General features: G+C 57.6%; 9 protein-coding genes, 1 pseudogene and 2 CRISPR repeat arrays. Of the genes and pseudogenes, 6 read left to right on the forward strand and 4 right to left on the reverse strand.

All coding sequences use genetic code 11. The features are described from left to right. Nucleotides 1-2: 2 nt before the first annotated feature. Nucleotides 3-248: pseudogene (locus tag BUE16_RS15100) on the forward strand (hypothetical protein); the annotation flags it as partial. 89 nt (nt 249-337) lie between these two features. After that, nucleotides 338-2593: direct repeats of the CRISPR family, unit length 30 nt; unit sequence GCTTCAACCCCTCATAGGTACATCTGGAAC. A 102-nt stretch (nt 2594-2695) separates the two neighbouring features. On the opposite strand, the gene cas2 reads toward BUE16_RS15100, so the two are convergent. The 3 genes from cas2 to cas4 are packed head-to-tail and all read right to left on the reverse strand — an operon-like array spanning nt 2696 to nt 4423. After that, nucleotides 2696-2956, reverse strand: a complete 261-nt coding sequence (gene cas2, locus BUE16_RS15105) for a CRISPR-associated endonuclease Cas2 (protein ID WP_073311298.1) — start codon at nt 2954-2956, stop codon at nt 2696-2698. Then, nucleotides 2956-3951: a type I-B CRISPR-associated endonuclease Cas1b gene (gene cas1b, locus BUE16_RS15110; protein ID WP_073311227.1), complete on the reverse strand. Its 996-nt coding sequence runs from the start codon at nt 3949-3951 to the stop codon at nt 2956-2958. The genes cas2 and cas1b overlap by 1 nt, the downstream gene beginning before the upstream one ends. 4 nt (nt 3952-3955) lie before the next feature. Further along, the gene (cas4, locus tag BUE16_RS15115; RefSeq protein WP_143165472.1) at nt 3956-4423 is read right to left on the reverse strand and encodes a CRISPR-associated protein Cas4; all 468 of its coding nucleotides are present in this window, start codon (nt 4421-4423) and stop codon (nt 3956-3958) included. A gap of 254 nt (nt 4424-4677) precedes the next feature. On the opposite strand from cas4, the gene cas6 reads away from it, so the two are divergent. The 5 genes from cas6 to BUE16_RS15145 are packed head-to-tail and all read left to right on the forward strand — an operon-like array spanning nt 4678 to nt 12488. Further along, nucleotides 4678-5490, forward strand: a complete 813-nt coding sequence (gene cas6 / locus BUE16_RS15120) for a CRISPR-associated endoribonuclease Cas6 (RefSeq protein WP_073311229.1) — start codon at nt 4678-4680, stop codon at nt 5488-5490. Continuing rightward, complete coding sequence (gene cas8b / locus BUE16_RS15130) at nt 5490-7709, forward strand: type I-B CRISPR-associated protein Cas8b/Csh1 (RefSeq protein ID WP_079991686.1); 2220 nt, start codon at nt 5490-5492, stop codon at nt 7707-7709. The genes cas6 and cas8b overlap by 1 nt, the downstream gene beginning before the upstream one ends. Before the next feature lie 25 nt (nt 7710-7734). Continuing rightward, a complete protein-coding gene (gene cas7b, locus BUE16_RS15135; RefSeq protein ID WP_073311235.1) occupies nt 7735-8802 on the forward strand; it encodes a type I-B CRISPR-associated protein Cas7/Csh2 in 1068 nt (355 codons plus the stop codon). Nucleotides 8803-8805: 3 nt separating this feature from the next. After that, on the forward strand, nt 8806-9669 hold the full coding sequence (gene cas5b, locus BUE16_RS15140) for a type I-B CRISPR-associated protein Cas5b (protein ID WP_079991687.1): 864 nt from the start codon (nt 8806-8808) through the stop codon (nt 9667-9669). Next, nucleotides 9669-12488: a CRISPR-associated endonuclease Cas3'' gene (locus BUE16_RS15145; RefSeq protein ID WP_073311237.1), complete on the forward strand. Its 2820-nt coding sequence runs from the start codon at nt 9669-9671 to the stop codon at nt 12486-12488. Before cas5b ends, BUE16_RS15145 begins: the two co-directional genes overlap by 1 nt. Nucleotides 12489-12590: 102 nt before the next feature. Further along, nucleotides 12591-13927: a CRISPR direct-repeat array (repeat unit 30 nt; unit sequence GTTCCAGACGTACCTATGAGGGGTTGAAGC). 369 nt (nt 13928-14296) lie between these two features. Here BUE16_RS15145 and BUE16_RS15150 read toward each other — a convergent pair. Next, nucleotides 14297-14551 (reverse strand): hypothetical protein, encoded by a 255-nt coding sequence (locus BUE16_RS15150; protein ID WP_073311240.1) that lies wholly within the window; start codon nt 14549-14551, stop codon nt 14297-14299. Nucleotides 14552-14580 lie beyond the last annotated feature (29 nt).

The following is a 14580-nucleotide window of genomic DNA, read 5'->3' on the forward strand; positions in this document are numbered from 1 at the left end:
GAATGAGCCAGGCCACGCTCGGGGCCACGCCCTACCGCAATTCGGACCTCTTCTCGGGATACTATCTCGACGAGCGCGTCGACGATCTCGACGCCTGGGACTGCGACCAGGAAGCCCAAGCCGCCCTCGAGGAACTCCAACATCTGTGGGAACTGGAAGGCGAACTCGTCGCCTCCTACAAAGAGGACGAGCTGCTCGACTCGTGGATCGACGAAGTGCTGGACGTCCTCGGGTTCGGATCCCTCTCGTAGACCACCCTCCCGGACAGCGAGGGGTAGAACGGCCGGCTGTTGTTCGAACCTGACGAGGTACAGTAGGTCACGTTCGTCTCCTATAAGCTTCAACCCCTCATAGGTACATCTGGAACTCCTTCCCGCCTGAGATATGCAGGCACGGCGAGTCGCTTCAACCCCTCATAGGTACATCTGGAACCGAATCAGGCGTGTCGGATAACGAGTTCGTGAGGCTTCAACCCCTCATAGGTACATCTGGAACACGCACTACGCCGGCCGGGTGACGGTCGACCTCGATGGGCTTCAACCCCTCATAGGTACATCTGGAACGACACCGACCCCGACGACATGGCTACCGACGAGGAGCTTCAACCCCTCATAGGTACATCTGGAACAACTCGCACATCGGAATTGCTGTTGATGGTGGTGATGCTTCAACCCCTCATAGGTACATCTGGAACTCGCTTGAGAGCGCCGAGGCCAACGCCACGACCAACAGCTTCAACCCCTCATAGGTACATCTGGAACCGAGTTGATCCCGTTCTGGAGTGCCTCCGAGGAGTTGCTTCAACCCCTCATAGGTACATCTGGAACTAGGCACTCAATTGACTGTTCTGGGTAAAACGGTGTGCTTCAACCCCTCATAGGTACATCTGGAACACCGGCGGGATGCGGTCCTCGCGTAATAGTGAGTCGCTTCAACCCCTCATAGGTACATCTGGAACACGTCTTGCGTTATCTGGATGTCCTCATAGGTCCAGCTTCAACCCCTCATAGGTACATCTGGAACGCGCTGTTGCAAGAGGCGTTGCAGCACGCGGAGACGCTTCAACCCCTCATAGGTACATCTGGAACTTTCCTCAACAGTTACCGTATCGCCGCCGATCCCGTGCTTCAACCCCTCATAGGTACATCTGGAACAGCGTCGTGGACCGAACGAACCGCCGCACCCGGCGCTTCAACCCCTCATAGGTACATCTGGAACCGCGTTCGCGGTCGCACGCCGATGTCGAGTCCCGCTTCAACCCCTCATAGGTACATCTGGAACCAACCCAAATTCGCCTTGGGCGACTGGCGATGGCTCGCTTCAACCCCTCATAGGTACATCTGGAACTCGCCTTCGCCCCCGAGCACGATCACGATCCGGTCGCTTCAACCCCTCATAGGTACATCTGGAACACCGACGGCGAGGGGACCACGACGACGGTGGACGGGCTTCAACCCCTCATAGGTACATTTGGAACACTCCTCGTTCTGCTGCTCCTGGATCGTCAGCCGGTTGCTTCAACCCCTCATAGGTACATCTGGAACGTCGTGCAGGCCAAGCGGGGCAACACGGACGGGGTGCTTCAACCCCTCATAGGTACATCTGGAACCCCGCCGTTATTCTGTGCCTCTACCGTCGCCCGTTCGCTTCAACCCCTCATAGGTACATCTGGAACCGTGCGTGCGCTGCTCGAAGAGCGCACGCAGGAGAGCTTCAACCCCTCATAGGTACATCTGGAACAGCGTCGACGACAGCTATCACATCGCCGGCAATCTGCTTCAACCCCTCATAGGTACATCTGGAACTCGTGGGGATAGCGCGCTCGCTTCTTCATCAGGACGGCTTCAACCCCTCATAGGTACATCTGGAACGCGTGTAGCGCGCGCATGGTGTGGATGGGTTATTAGCTTCAACCCCTCATAGGTACATCTGGAACGTACAAGCCCGGCGGAGCCGCAGCCGACAAGACCGTGCTTCAACCCCTCATAGGTACATCTGGAACTCGTGGGGATAGCGCGCTCGCTTCTTCATCAGGACGGCTTCAACCCCTCATAGGTACATCTGGAACGCGTGTAGCGCGCGCATGGTGTGGATGGGTTATTAGCTTCAACCCCTCATAGGTACATCTGGAACGTACAAGCCCGGCGGAGCCGCAGCCGACAAGACCGTGCTTCAACCCCTCATAGGTACATCTGGAACACCACTGGACCGGAGGTCTGGAGACACTCCTACGAATGCTTCAACCCCTCATAGGTACATCTGGAACCCATCATGGAGGCGTCGATCCCGGCGTTTGACTACGCTTCAACCCCTCATAGGTACATCTGGAACGGTCGTGCAGGCCAAGCGGGGCAACACGGACGGGGTGCTTCAACCCCTCATAGGTACATCTGGAACGCGCCCAGTTTTCCCCGGCATACAAACATGAAATGAGCTTCAACCCCTCATAGGTACATCTGGAACTCGTTATCCACGAAACGGTAGGGCATCTCGATGGGGCTTCAACCCCTCATAGGTACATCTGGAACTTCGCGTTCTCACCCGTGGCGTCGACGAGTGCGCTGCTTCAACCCCTCATAGGTACATCTGGAACCATCCGGTATCTCACGGACACAGCCCTCCTATAGCCCCATCTCACACAAGTGTTTCCGTCGACCCGTAATTCCCCGCTATCCCCCGGGGGGTCGACGGAACTTCACGTGAACCGACTCCCTGGTTCGTCTGCATTACCGAACGTAGTGTACTCGACAGCTGCCGCCTGCTCCGCTTCAAATACAACAACAGAGTCGTCGGGTTCCAGCTCCGTCTCGATCTCATTTTTCAAGCCAGTCAACTGTCCCTTGGTCAGTTCACCGACGAACACAGAATACTGGAGATGCTCAAGCTGCCGTCGGAGCAACTTCCGGTAGATCCGAGTCCGCTCAGCTGGGACGTCGTAAATAACGATGACGAACATCACCACCACCGCTCGGTCGGCCGGTACGGCTCCCCAGTTAACACGTGCTTTTTGAGACTGTACACGTCCGTCTGGACTAACGTCTTGTAGCTCACTTTCCGTTTCAACCGTGGATGCTCGACCGTTTCATCGAGCGTTTGCTCAAACTCCTCAAGCACTGTCTTGCGTCCAGATTCCGTGAGGAGACACCCATCAAGCTCGGATTCGAACTCATCAACGCCCAGCTGCTGTCGGTTGATTACACGGAATGCAACGCGGTCGGCGAGGATCGGTTTGAAAATGTCCGCGATATCGAGGGAAAGTGTGTAGCGGCGCTCACCGGGTTCGTGAACGTAGCCAATAGTCGGATCGAGCGCAGTCTTTCTGATCGCAGACACGCATGTGGCATACACCATCCCGTTCAAGAACGAAATAAGCGCGTTCGCCTCGTTTGTCGGCGGGTTGTACTCCCGTCGCGTCAGTTCGAACGGATCGCGAAGGATTTCATCGAAACACCGGTAGTATACTTTCCGGGCTGTGGCTTCCGTCCCACGGAGTTCCTGAATGTCGTCGATTTCAGCGACCTGCTCTTTCAGATCTGCGAGTCGATCGACAGCTCCCCCGAACGATCCTTGTCGACCGTCGTAGTACCGAACGTTGACCCGCATATTGTGGATACTCGCCGAGATGATATCTCGAGCAATCGGCATCCGTCGGGCATGATCATCGTATGCCAATACTTGTTCGACGACAGTGTTACCCGAGGTTTGCGAGCGCTTGGGAAGGTAGGACCCGTTATAATAGTCGTTCCATCCGAATACATGGATAGGAACACCGTGGTCGTTGAGCAATCCTAATGCACGCGTATTGAATTCGATTTGGCCGTGCAGATATAGCGTATCGATGCTCTCAACTGGGAGGTGCTTCTTGCCTCCATCCAGCAAATCAATTCGGAGCGTATCCTCGTGCCGCTCTAATCGGCCGTCCGCGAAGATGTGGTGGTTCGGTTTCGTCATCGTCTCACACCCAGCAGAGATCCTGGTACAGACAGGCGTCGCAGTACGGTTTCTTTTCTAGTGCCGGCGGGGAATCCTGCTCGACGGTCTCGATGATTCCCAGAATTGTGGCCTCAACTTCCTCACGGCCCTCTGCGTCGAGCTCGACTTGTTCGCGCTTTCGCTCTCGTGGGTACGCGAGGACTCCGTCACGTTCGATATCGAGTACTTCCTCAAGATACCACAGGTAGTAGAGCAGTTGCATTCGCGCCGGTTTCTCGAGTGCAGATGAGACCTTGACCTCCATCACGTCACCCGAGTCAAGTAAATCGAGTTGGAGCCGATCGTTAATTTGGTAGGAGCGGCGGCGCCCCTCGTAGCTCGTCTCATCAACGTGTGTTCCTCGCTGGATATTCGTCGCCTCTCGGTCGATATCGACGCCGCGAGACATGAACCAGAGCTCGCGTCGGCAGACGTGATAATACTGAACCATCAGCCCAGTAATCCGATTCTCCGGTTCTCGATGTGGATCGCGTTCGTCCGCGATATATTCTGGTATAGATGACATGATTCGGGTAACCATTTGTTCCCGGCTAGAAATAATTACGCACCGTACAATCGAGTTCAAAACGCAACCCGATATCTTAGCAGATTTCTAATTTCACTCTACAGCAAACATTCATGTAGTGGCCAGAACTGGTTCGATATTGAAGTGATCCTCAAAAAACCACCAACTCGGGTCACATCATGCGCCTGTTAATCCGACTGGAGGCACAGGCGGACGCCGCCTATCAGTCAGCGTACCACCACAAGCTTCGTGGGCGGATTTGGCGAGGACTCGATGGAACAGAGTTCGATGGCTTACACGACGCAGACCATCCGATCGGCTTGTGTTTCTCGAACGTCTTTCCGTGGGGTCCGATCGAGGAAGGCGACGAGCGCACAGTCCTCGTGTCGGCAACTGACCGTGACCTCTTAGGGGCCGTTGCTGAGGGGATAGTCAACGATCGGGAATTTAATGTCGGTGAGATGCCGTTCTGGGTGACAGAGGTCACCACAGTCACACCTGACGTTGGCGAGCCTGGCACTCGGGGAACGATCGAATCCGGCACAGGGCTACTCGTGCGAATCCCTCCGTGGAAGACTGACGAGTACGGCATCGACCACGATGGGAATGAGTCCGTTTTCTGGCGCCCGGAGCACTCGATGAAGCCGCTTAAGACCCAATTAGAGAACAACCTCGATAAGAAACATGGTCTGCTCTGTCCAGACCACCTCCCTAGTCCAAGCGAACGGGAGGGCGATCTCTTTGAGGATCTTGAGTTGATCAAGACGTTTTCCATCCCAGTTGAGGTGACACAGGGGGTTGAGCGAACGATGGTCCTGTCGAAGTGGCGCTTCGGCTATCGCGTGCGCGATGAGCACCATCGGCGTCACCTCAATCTCGCACTCGACGCTGGCCTCGGTGAACGGAACGCGCTTGGACTCGGGTTCGTGAACATCGTGAATGGGTCGAAAGAACGGCCCGGCGTGACCGCTGGATCTGTGGAGGGGCGATAATGTTCCTCGACGAATCGACCCTTCAGTCATACCTCCCTGACGGAGCGATCTCGTCACTACGGCGGATCGAGGCGCTCTATGGAGCGCTCGCCGAAGCCCGGGAGGCCTCGGACCGCGGTGGCGAGCCAGGTAAGTTCGGACTGTATCTCACCCCAAGTGAACTCGACGAGTTCGTCTCCTCGGGAGAGGAAGATCGCGTACTCGTGACTGTCCGGGTCGACCTCACAGAAGACTCGCCCGTCCTTGAGAACGTGGACATCGAGCCGCTTCGTGAGGACTACGTCCCCAAACTCGGGTTCTCGCGATACCCATGGGGTCGAGGAATCGATAACAGCATCACCCGCCGCGGTGCCAAAGGTGGCTCCGATGCCGGGACTGCGCAACGATACTGTCTCGAATGTCTCCAACGCTGGACCAATGGGACAGAGAAGGAGCCGGCTGTGGGTGCCCTCGCCGATGAGCACCCCGATGGCTGGGTGATCGATGGACTCCGAGAACTCGGGCTCCAGGAAGACACCGATGAGCGACTCGGCGAGCTCATCGACCCGAAATTCCCTACTGACTCGCCGCGTGTCGTCGCGACGGTCGCAGTTCGTCTCCCAGAGGAACGTCTAGACCACCCACCCGATGGTGACCCGGATGCAGAGGGCTACTACTACCCCGGGCAGCTGCACGTGCTCAACGCTGGGATGCGCGCGCGTAAAGAGGAGAAGCTCGCACGGAAGAACCTCCCAGATAGCGCAGATCCCTCTCGGGGAGATGCCGCCTGTATGGTTACTGGAGAGAAAACTCGCGTGTTCGGAACAACGGAGGATCCGCTCGCGTTCTTCACCGTCCAACACGCGGAGAAATTTCCCAGACTATCTAAGTCCAATTCCTGGCGCACACATCCAGTCTCCTCGGAGGCGGCGCTCCTGATGCAGTCTGGAGCTTCCCTGCTTGAGGGGTGTAGTGACACGCGAAACGGGCTTCGCGTGTACACAATCCCATACTTTCGGGAGATGAACACCCAACGGGCCGAGCTCCTCTATGAGGCAGTCAGGGGAGACTCGGTTTCAATGAGCCAGGTGTATGAGGATATCACCGAGGGAGACGTAGGTGAGTTCGTCTCTGAAGAACTCCGATTTTACGTCATTGGCGTTCGTGATGACAGCGGCGATATCAACGTCTTATTCGAGGTTCCGAACGCCGATATCTACTGGCCGACAGTCGTTGCAAAGGCTCACGGGGCAGTCCTTGACGTCAAGCGTTCAACAACGTTCTCTCTGGTTGCTGGGCTCGCTCCGGACGAGAACTGGTACGGGCTCTCGCCGAGTGCAGACCAGAACCAGTACGTTGAATCGATCACTGACGGCCTGTACGCCTTCGGGACCATGCCCGATCCGGGGACCGATTCCCCTACGACAGATGATCCACGCGAGTGGCTGACGCAGTCGCTTCTCACCGGGACACCGGTAGATGTTGATCGGCTCCTTGCTGCGTTCGTCGACCGGCTTGTGCAGGAACGTCGGGATGAGCAGCCGATCGGCCGTCATGTTAAAACACAGTATGCACAGTTCGAGGCGCTCTCCCGTGCGGGTCTCCTCGAGGCACCGGCTGACCGACCAGAGTTCGACCATGCAACAGTACCTATGACAAATCACGAGACGACGACCGAGGAAACAGCAGCCGACGGTGGCGTGTTGACGCCAGAGTCGGTCGAACCAACCGATATCGCTCCCGACGGTGACCCGTCAGCAACACAGATCCGAAAATTCCGCCTCAAGAACTTCCTCCGCGATCGGGCAACACTCCAAAATAACCCCGAGCGGCGTGGGGCGTTCCTAATCGGCGTGCTCGTCGGACAGCTGAGTGACCATCAGTCAACGGCAGAGTCGAACGGGGGGCGGGGTATGAATCGAACCATCCGTGATCGCCACCCACCCGAACAGTTGACCGCTGATCGGATTGAGAGATTGTATACCGGAGATCTCGAACGACTTCCACGGGTGTACGGCCGCGACAGAGGAACCGGACCACTGTTCCCGGAGACGAGAAACCTGCTTCGGGATACGCTAGCGGACGCGAAGCCAGACGACTGGGAGCTTCCTGTCCATGACCTCCGGTTCTTCTACGCACTCGGCGTCGAGTTCGGGGAGAGCGCCGGATACCAGGCGTATGAGCTTGCCCAACAGCTCGATATCGAAACCAACGACGCGCCTGAGGAAGAGCCCGCATAATTACCATCCACAACACCACCACACCATGTCTGAATCCACCACCACAGTCGAGAATCGCTCCGAAATCGTGTTCCTGACCGACGCTCAGGACTGCAACCCGAACGGCAACCCGCTGGGAGAAAATCGCCCCCGCGTCGATCAAGAAACAGGCCAAGGGATCGTAACCGACGTCCGGCTGAAGCGTTACCTCCGTGACCAACTGGTCGACGATGGCCACTCGGTGTTCGTGCGCAAGACAGAGGAAGGTAAGAGTACCTCCCGCGCGCAGCTAGCACTGAACGCACTCGGCGATATCGACGATCCAGAAGAAGTGGAGGCGATCGAAAATGTCCGTGATGAGTTCCTTGACAGCGCTGTCGACGTGCGCTATTTCGGCGCAACCCTGAGTTTCAATGCAGATGAGGAAGGGCTCGAGGAAGCGGTACGATCGGCGTTCGGAGAAGGGAACTACACCGGTCCTGTCCAGTTCTCACCCGCTCGGTCGTTAAACGCCGTCCAACTGAACGAGGAATCGAATACACTCACGAGCGTCATCGCGACCGGTACGGAGCAGGAAGTCGGTGGCTTCGGGCTCGATGATCACCGAATCAAGTACGGCCTGTTCCCGTTCCACGGTGTCGTCAACGAACACGGTGCACACGATACGCACCTGTCCGCGGCCGACGTGAAGCGACTGGACACGCTATGCTGGCGTGCCATGAAGAATCAGACCATTTCGAGAAGTAAGGTCGGACAGGAACCTCGCCTGTACCTTCGTGCAGAGTTCCAGACGGACGGCTACCACGTAGGTGATCTCCACAACGGTATCCAGCTGGATACGGACAATTCAAAGCCCGACCGGGAACTCCGCAATGTCACGGATGTCGCCGTAGACGTAACCGCACTCGTTGATCGGCTCGCCTCTGTCGCCGACCACATTGAGACGGTCCACGTCATCGGTGATGAGTTCCTGGATATCACATACGACGGAGACACACACTCAGCTGCAGCGTTCGGCGAGTTGCTTGAGGAACATAATGTTCCGGTCCACGAAATCGACGTCTACGACGAATTCAAAACGACGCTTCCGCCGGAGACGGACGCCCAGCACTGACTCATGGCCGCTGAACAGACAGCCGAGAGCGGGTATACGGCAGGCGAATCCGTGCCGACGATCACGGACGGGCTCCCTGATCGCTGCCTCGTCTGTACGATTAGCGGCGACTGGGGTCATTTCAGGCGGGTCGACCGCACGGTGACGAAACAGACCTATCGACTTCCCCCGCGAACGACTATCGCCGGTTTACTCGCAGCGATCGTTGGCGTCGGTCGCGACGAGTACTACGAGACGTTTAATTCAGACCAGTCAGCGATCGGGATCGAACCGATCGGGGATCTGCGAACGACGACTCAGCCGACCCTAGGGCTAGGGACCAACCCAAGCGAGACGTACGACCGGGCAGGGGGGACTGGCCAGACAACGGTCCAAGTTGAATTTCCGGACAGCACCGATAATCGTCAGATCCACAGCTACGAGTACGTCGTGGATCCGACGTACCGGGTCTACATCGCTACAGAGGACGAAGAATTTTATCGGGACCTCCGAACACACCTCGAACGAGGCACCAGCCACTACACGCCGACACTCGGCCTCTCCGAGTTACTCGCGACTGTCTCGGTTCCCGAGTGGACCACTGGAGGTGAGACTACTGTCGAGCCGGTCAACCCAGCCGAACTCGGTTCAACAGCTGTGATCGATTCAGCATTGCCAGTCGCGGTCGACAGTGTCGTCCCTAAGCCGGGTACGTCACATCACGTAGAACGACTGCCAGCGTTCATGGAAGCTGACGGCGGGTATCGACGAACGACCGGATTCGCCGATTATGCGTTCACGACGGGCGAGGAACTCGAAGTCAGGGCTGCTGGACTCAAGGACGTCGCTCTCGGACGCCTCGATGGGCGAACGATCGCGTTCTACTGATGAGCGCTGAGATCGACCCGGATGCGATCGTCGCCCGAGTCGACGAAAACAGCATCCCGACTGAGACGCTGACTGCCCATGGACAGCATGTTGCAACCCGAGCATGCTGGCTCGCCGGCCTCGATGACTCAGTCAATACACAGGAATCGGTAGTCTTCGATACCGTCGCGAGGCTTCATGACGTTGGGAAAGCGGTTCCGGCATTTCAGGCGTATATCAGAGGTGAGCCGTACGCGGGCCAACAGAAGCATACTTACCACGCTCGACTCGGAGCCTTCGCAGTCGCACACACCCTTGCTCAGACAGGCGCTGCAGACAAAGACATCCTCGCCGGGTGGGCAGCTGTTCTCCGGCACCATGGGGCACTACCAGATCTTGTCGAGGAGACGATCAGGGTCATCAGGGCTGAATGGCGCGAACAGAACAACGCATGGGTCACCACCCAAATAGAAGCGATCGATGAGGTCGATCGGTCCCGATCCGTGTTTGATAGCTTCCTTCGAGATGCATCCGACGGAACAACCGGATGGGATGCCTTCCGGGAGGCAATTGCCAGTGAGTCCGTTCATAAAGCGCTTCTCTCGGCACTCGGACTCCCGGCCCGCTGTCCTCGAAAAGAGTGGGCGACAGAGGCAGAGATTCCTGCCCAAACCTATGACCGCGCGCTCCGTCTGTGGAGTTCGCTCACTCTCGCCGACAAGACCGTCGCGTCCGGAAGCGTCGAACGAGAACACCTCACACCGGAATCGCTGTCGCTGAGCCCGCTAGAGTCGTACATCGATGACGCGCTATCCGACTCGGACGTCGGTGAAGAGCAAATCCAACAGGCGTCATCAGGCATTGCTCAGCCGGACGATGAAACGTCGCTCAACGCGCTACGTGAATCCGCTCGCAGAAGGGTCAAGGATGCGGCTCCAGAATTGCTCGATCATGAGGTCGGTCTCCTCACCCTCCCGACTGGCCTGGGAAAGACATTTAGCGGATTGACCGGGGCGTTCACCCTTCGGGACGAAGTTCAATTTCAACGTGATCTTGAGACGCCGCCACTCGTCGTGTACGCGCTTCCGTATACGTCAATCATCGAGCAGACCAGAGAAGTGTTTGAAACGGAGGTATTTGACACCGACCCGACCGGACGGGCATTCACGACGCATCACTACTTGACCGAGACCGTCACGTACACTGACGACGAACGGGGTGATGAGGGAAGCGCCAACAAGGATCAAGACGAATCGCGGGCGAAGCTGCTCGGCGAAAGTTGGCGTTCAGGTGTCGTATTGACGACGTTCGTCCAGCTAATCGAGAGCCTGGCGGGCCCGTCAAACGCGGCAGGGCTCAAATTGCCAGCGTTGCATGACGCAGTCATTATTCTCGACGAACCTCAGGCACTTCCGAAGCCGTGGTGGGACGCTGTGCGGCGTCTGTCACGGACACTCATCGATGAATTCGACGCGCGGATCGTGTCGATGACCGCGACACAGCCGACGCTGTTCACCGCCAGTGACATTGACACCATGTCGCTGCTCTCCTCATCCGAGGACGATGCGTTCGAACGCCGGGCCTACGACTCTGTTTCTCGCGTCCAGTATCGAGTAGATGATTCGATCGCGACGCTGACTGACTCCAATACGGATAACCCAGTAAGCCATACAGAGGCGGCCGGCCGTCTGATCGAAGCCGCACTCCCGTCGGAGCAGATGGATGACCCAGCATCAGTATTATCGGTCTGTTCAACAGTCGCGAGTTCACGGACGCTCACTGACCGCGTTACTGAGCAGGCTCCGCTCTTTGGCGTTGACACGACCCATATCGGTTCTGAGTACGAGGCGGCGCTCTCGGAACTCGATACTGCCGGGAACAACTCTACGCCAGAGTCTCCACCGGACGCAGAGGCGGTAGCTCACGCAACACTGTCTCGACTCGGGTTCACCGAGAACAAAGACGGAGAGTGGGAGTGCACAGACGATTGGGGAGATCGACTGCTCGTCGGGACATTCAATGCTCGCTATCGTCCACTCGATCGTCGGGCACTCATTCGAATCGCCGACATCATCTCAACGACAGGGATTCCGTTTGTGTTCGTTTCGACCCAAGCGATCGAAGCCGGTGTGGATATCAGTTTCACAAACGTGTTCCGGGATATTGCTCCGCTCGACAGCGTCGTCCAAACAGCAGGCCGCTGTAACCGGTCGTTCGAGTGGGGCGTTGACGGCGGGACGGCGACTGTGTGGTGTCTTGATGCAGCCGACGGCGAGGACTCAACGCTGCCGGCAGAATATATCTACCCCGAGAGCGAGCATCTAAATCAGATTGCGACACTCCTCTGGGATGCTGCCATGGAAGCCGATGAGGAGTTAATTCCCGCGTCCACATTCGAACGGGACGTCGTGCCGGCGTATTTCGAGTTCGTTGAGGACCGTAGCTTCCTCAACGACGATCTGAAGCTGTGGATCGACGAGTGCGAAGCGGACCAGCTCGGTCACGAGTCACTCCTCGGCGACGAGTACGAGACGGTCGATGTGCTTATCGCGGCAACGGATGCGGACACTGCCCGGATCAACCAGCTCCGGGAGCTGTTCGCGGAGTACGAGGGACGCGGGTACGAGCGGCTCCGTGAACTCAGTTGGATGCGTGTTTCAGTCTCTGTACGGACGATTGAGGAGCTTCAAATGCACTCGCGAGTCGATGGCTCTGGGCGACAGTCGTCGTCTGGTGTCGATGTCTTCGGTCATCCCGTCGGCCACGGCAACGGGTCATATGATCTGGCTGGCGGCGGGTTCTTTGTCACCAAAACCGATGTCGTGAACCGATTTACGTGAGAGTTCGTCGACCCCCCGGGGGATAGCCGGGAATTGGGGGTCGACCAAAACACTTGTCTGAATCGCACCAGTAGCGGGCCTGTGTCGGTGTAATACCGCATGGTTCCAGACGTACCTATGAGGGGTTGAAGCAGTCCTTGCGGGCGGCCTCCGGCGAGAGCCCGGAGTTGTTCCAGACGTACCTATGAGGGGTTGAAGCGTTGCCTATGCACGCCAGAATGTCCAGCCGACGTTGTTCCAGACGTACCTATGAGGGGTTGAAGCAGATACTGCAACACAGACGCCTGCACTCTCGCTTTCGTTCCAGACGTACCTATGAGGGGTTGAAGCACTCGACTGACGCCAGCCGAGCACATCCGCGTCGCGCGTTCCAGACGTACCTATGAGGGGTTGAAGCACTGTGCGATCACTACGTGAGTGATAGCAGATTCGTTCCAGACGTACCTATGAGGGGTTGAAGCGTGACAGACGACGGCGACGTTCGCATTGAAGACGAAGTTCCAGACGTACCTATGAGGGGTTGAAGCGAGTCCGAGAACATCGCGGTGGACGAAGAAGGGGTTCCAGACGTACCTATGAGGGGTTGAAGCGGTGTGAATAGCCTCTCGCAAAGCGTTCCGATCAACGTTCCAGACGTACCTATGAGGGGTTGAAGCAGGACTGTGACACGCCCTGGCCCCAAGAGAAAAGTGTTCCAGACGTACCTATGAGGGGTTGAAGCTCAATGAGTGACCCACGCGACCGAAAGCGTGCCGTGTTCCAGACGTACCTATGAGGGGTTGAAGCAAGCGGATCGGGGACGAATATTGAGACAGACCAGAGTTCCAGACGTACCTATGAGGGGTTGAAGCAACGTCAGTCACCGGGCGCTCCAGGAGTTCTCGGAGGTTCCAGACGTACCTATGAGGGGTTGAAGCAGCGCGACCTCCCACGCGTCAGTGTCGGGGGTGTCGGTTCCAGACGTACCTATGAGAGGTTGAAGCACGGGAGATGTGGGGGGTTTCATCGGCGTGACGGTTCCAGACGTACCTATGAGGGGTTGAAGCGCTCCGAGAGTGCAAAGCGTGTGCTCAAAGCCAACGTTCCAGACGTACCTATGAGGGGTTGAAGCTGCCCGCCGAACTCGAGCCGCTCGGCTCGTCGCTGCGTTCCAGACGTACCTATGAGGGGTTGAAGCGTCCATGGTCTCGGCTGCCCGAGGGACGCGGCCGCGGTTCCAGACGTACCTATGAGGGGTTGAAGCGTGGTGTTCTTCTCATGAACGCCCGACGCTACCTCGTTCCAGACGTACCTATGAGGGGTTGAAGCGTCCATGGTCTCGGCTGCCCGAGGGACGCGGCCGCGGTTCCAGACGTACCTATGAGGGGTTGAAGCGTCGCGACGGACGACGGGCTCGCCGTGATCGAAGAGTTCCAGATGCACATCTGAGTGATTGAAGCACCGAGCATCTGAGCAATGGCGACGGCGGCGACCAGTTCAAGACGCACCCATGAGGCGTTAAGCACCCGCTCATCAGTAATTTCTTGAACGTCTACCTAATTCCTAGATCACACATTCGTAGCCGAAATTAGCAGAATCGAACCAGCGGCGAGTTATTCTACCAATCCCAGATTATCCCACAATTCAAACACGAGGTAAATTGCATACTTAGTTCCGACACCCTTCCATCCAATCCACCACACGAACAGGCGCCTCACAGGCTCCGGAACTTGTCGGAACCCTCCGCGCCGGATACATCCTAGTCACACTCGCACCCACAGTTGTGCCACCACTGGTGCCCCAACCCCCACTCGAAAAACGCGACCGACTCAGATCGTCGCGGTCACGATCATATTCGCCGGCCCCTGCGGACTCGCATCCACCACGATCGCGCCGCCAGCTGCCAACGTCCGCAACACAGCGGTCGGGATCGACGCCCGATCCAACGTCGCCTCGACGACCCAGCCGTCGCGACCGCCGACACCCGGAGCGAGCACGTCGACGGCGACGACCGACTGATTCATCGCGAGCGTGTCAGCGAGCCGGTCAGCTTGGCGGCGCTGCTCAACGCGGCAGTTGCTCATCCGTCTATAGGAACCGCGAGGTTGGCTTC

The sequence above is a fragment of the Halobaculum gomorrense genome (assembly GCF_900129775.1).
Lineage (GTDB): Archaea > Halobacteriota > Halobacteria > Halobacteriales > Haloferacaceae > Halobaculum > Halobaculum gomorrense.

What these genes read in the sequence shown, in the direction of transcription:
- cas2 (WP_073311298.1), bottom strand. Translation starts at nt 2,956, where the DNA reads ATGTTCGTCATCGTTATTTACGACGTCCCAGCTGAGCGGACTCGGATC.
- cas1b (WP_073311227.1), bottom strand. Translation starts at nt 3,951, where the DNA reads ATGACGAAACCGAACCACCACATCTTCGCGGACGGCCGATTAGAGCGG.
- cas4 (WP_143165472.1), bottom strand. Translation starts at nt 4,423, where the DNA reads ATGGTTCAGTATTATCACGTCTGCCGACGCGAGCTCTGGTTCATGTCT.
- cas6 (WP_073311229.1), top strand. Translation starts at nt 4,678, where the DNA reads ATGCGCCTGTTAATCCGACTGGAGGCACAGGCGGACGCCGCCTATCAG.
- cas8b (WP_079991686.1), top strand. Translation starts at nt 5,490, where the DNA reads ATGTTCCTCGACGAATCGACCCTTCAGTCATACCTCCCTGACGGAGCG.
- cas7b (WP_073311235.1), top strand. Translation starts at nt 7,735, where the DNA reads ATGTCTGAATCCACCACCACAGTCGAGAATCGCTCCGAAATCGTGTTC.
- cas5b (WP_079991687.1), top strand. Translation starts at nt 8,806, where the DNA reads ATGGCCGCTGAACAGACAGCCGAGAGCGGGTATACGGCAGGCGAATCC.
- BUE16_RS15145 (WP_073311237.1), top strand. Translation starts at nt 9,669, where the DNA reads ATGAGCGCTGAGATCGACCCGGATGCGATCGTCGCCCGAGTCGACGAA.
- BUE16_RS15150 (WP_073311240.1), bottom strand. Translation starts at nt 14,551, where the DNA reads ATGAGCAACTGCCGCGTTGAGCAGCGCCGCCAAGCTGACCGGCTCGCT.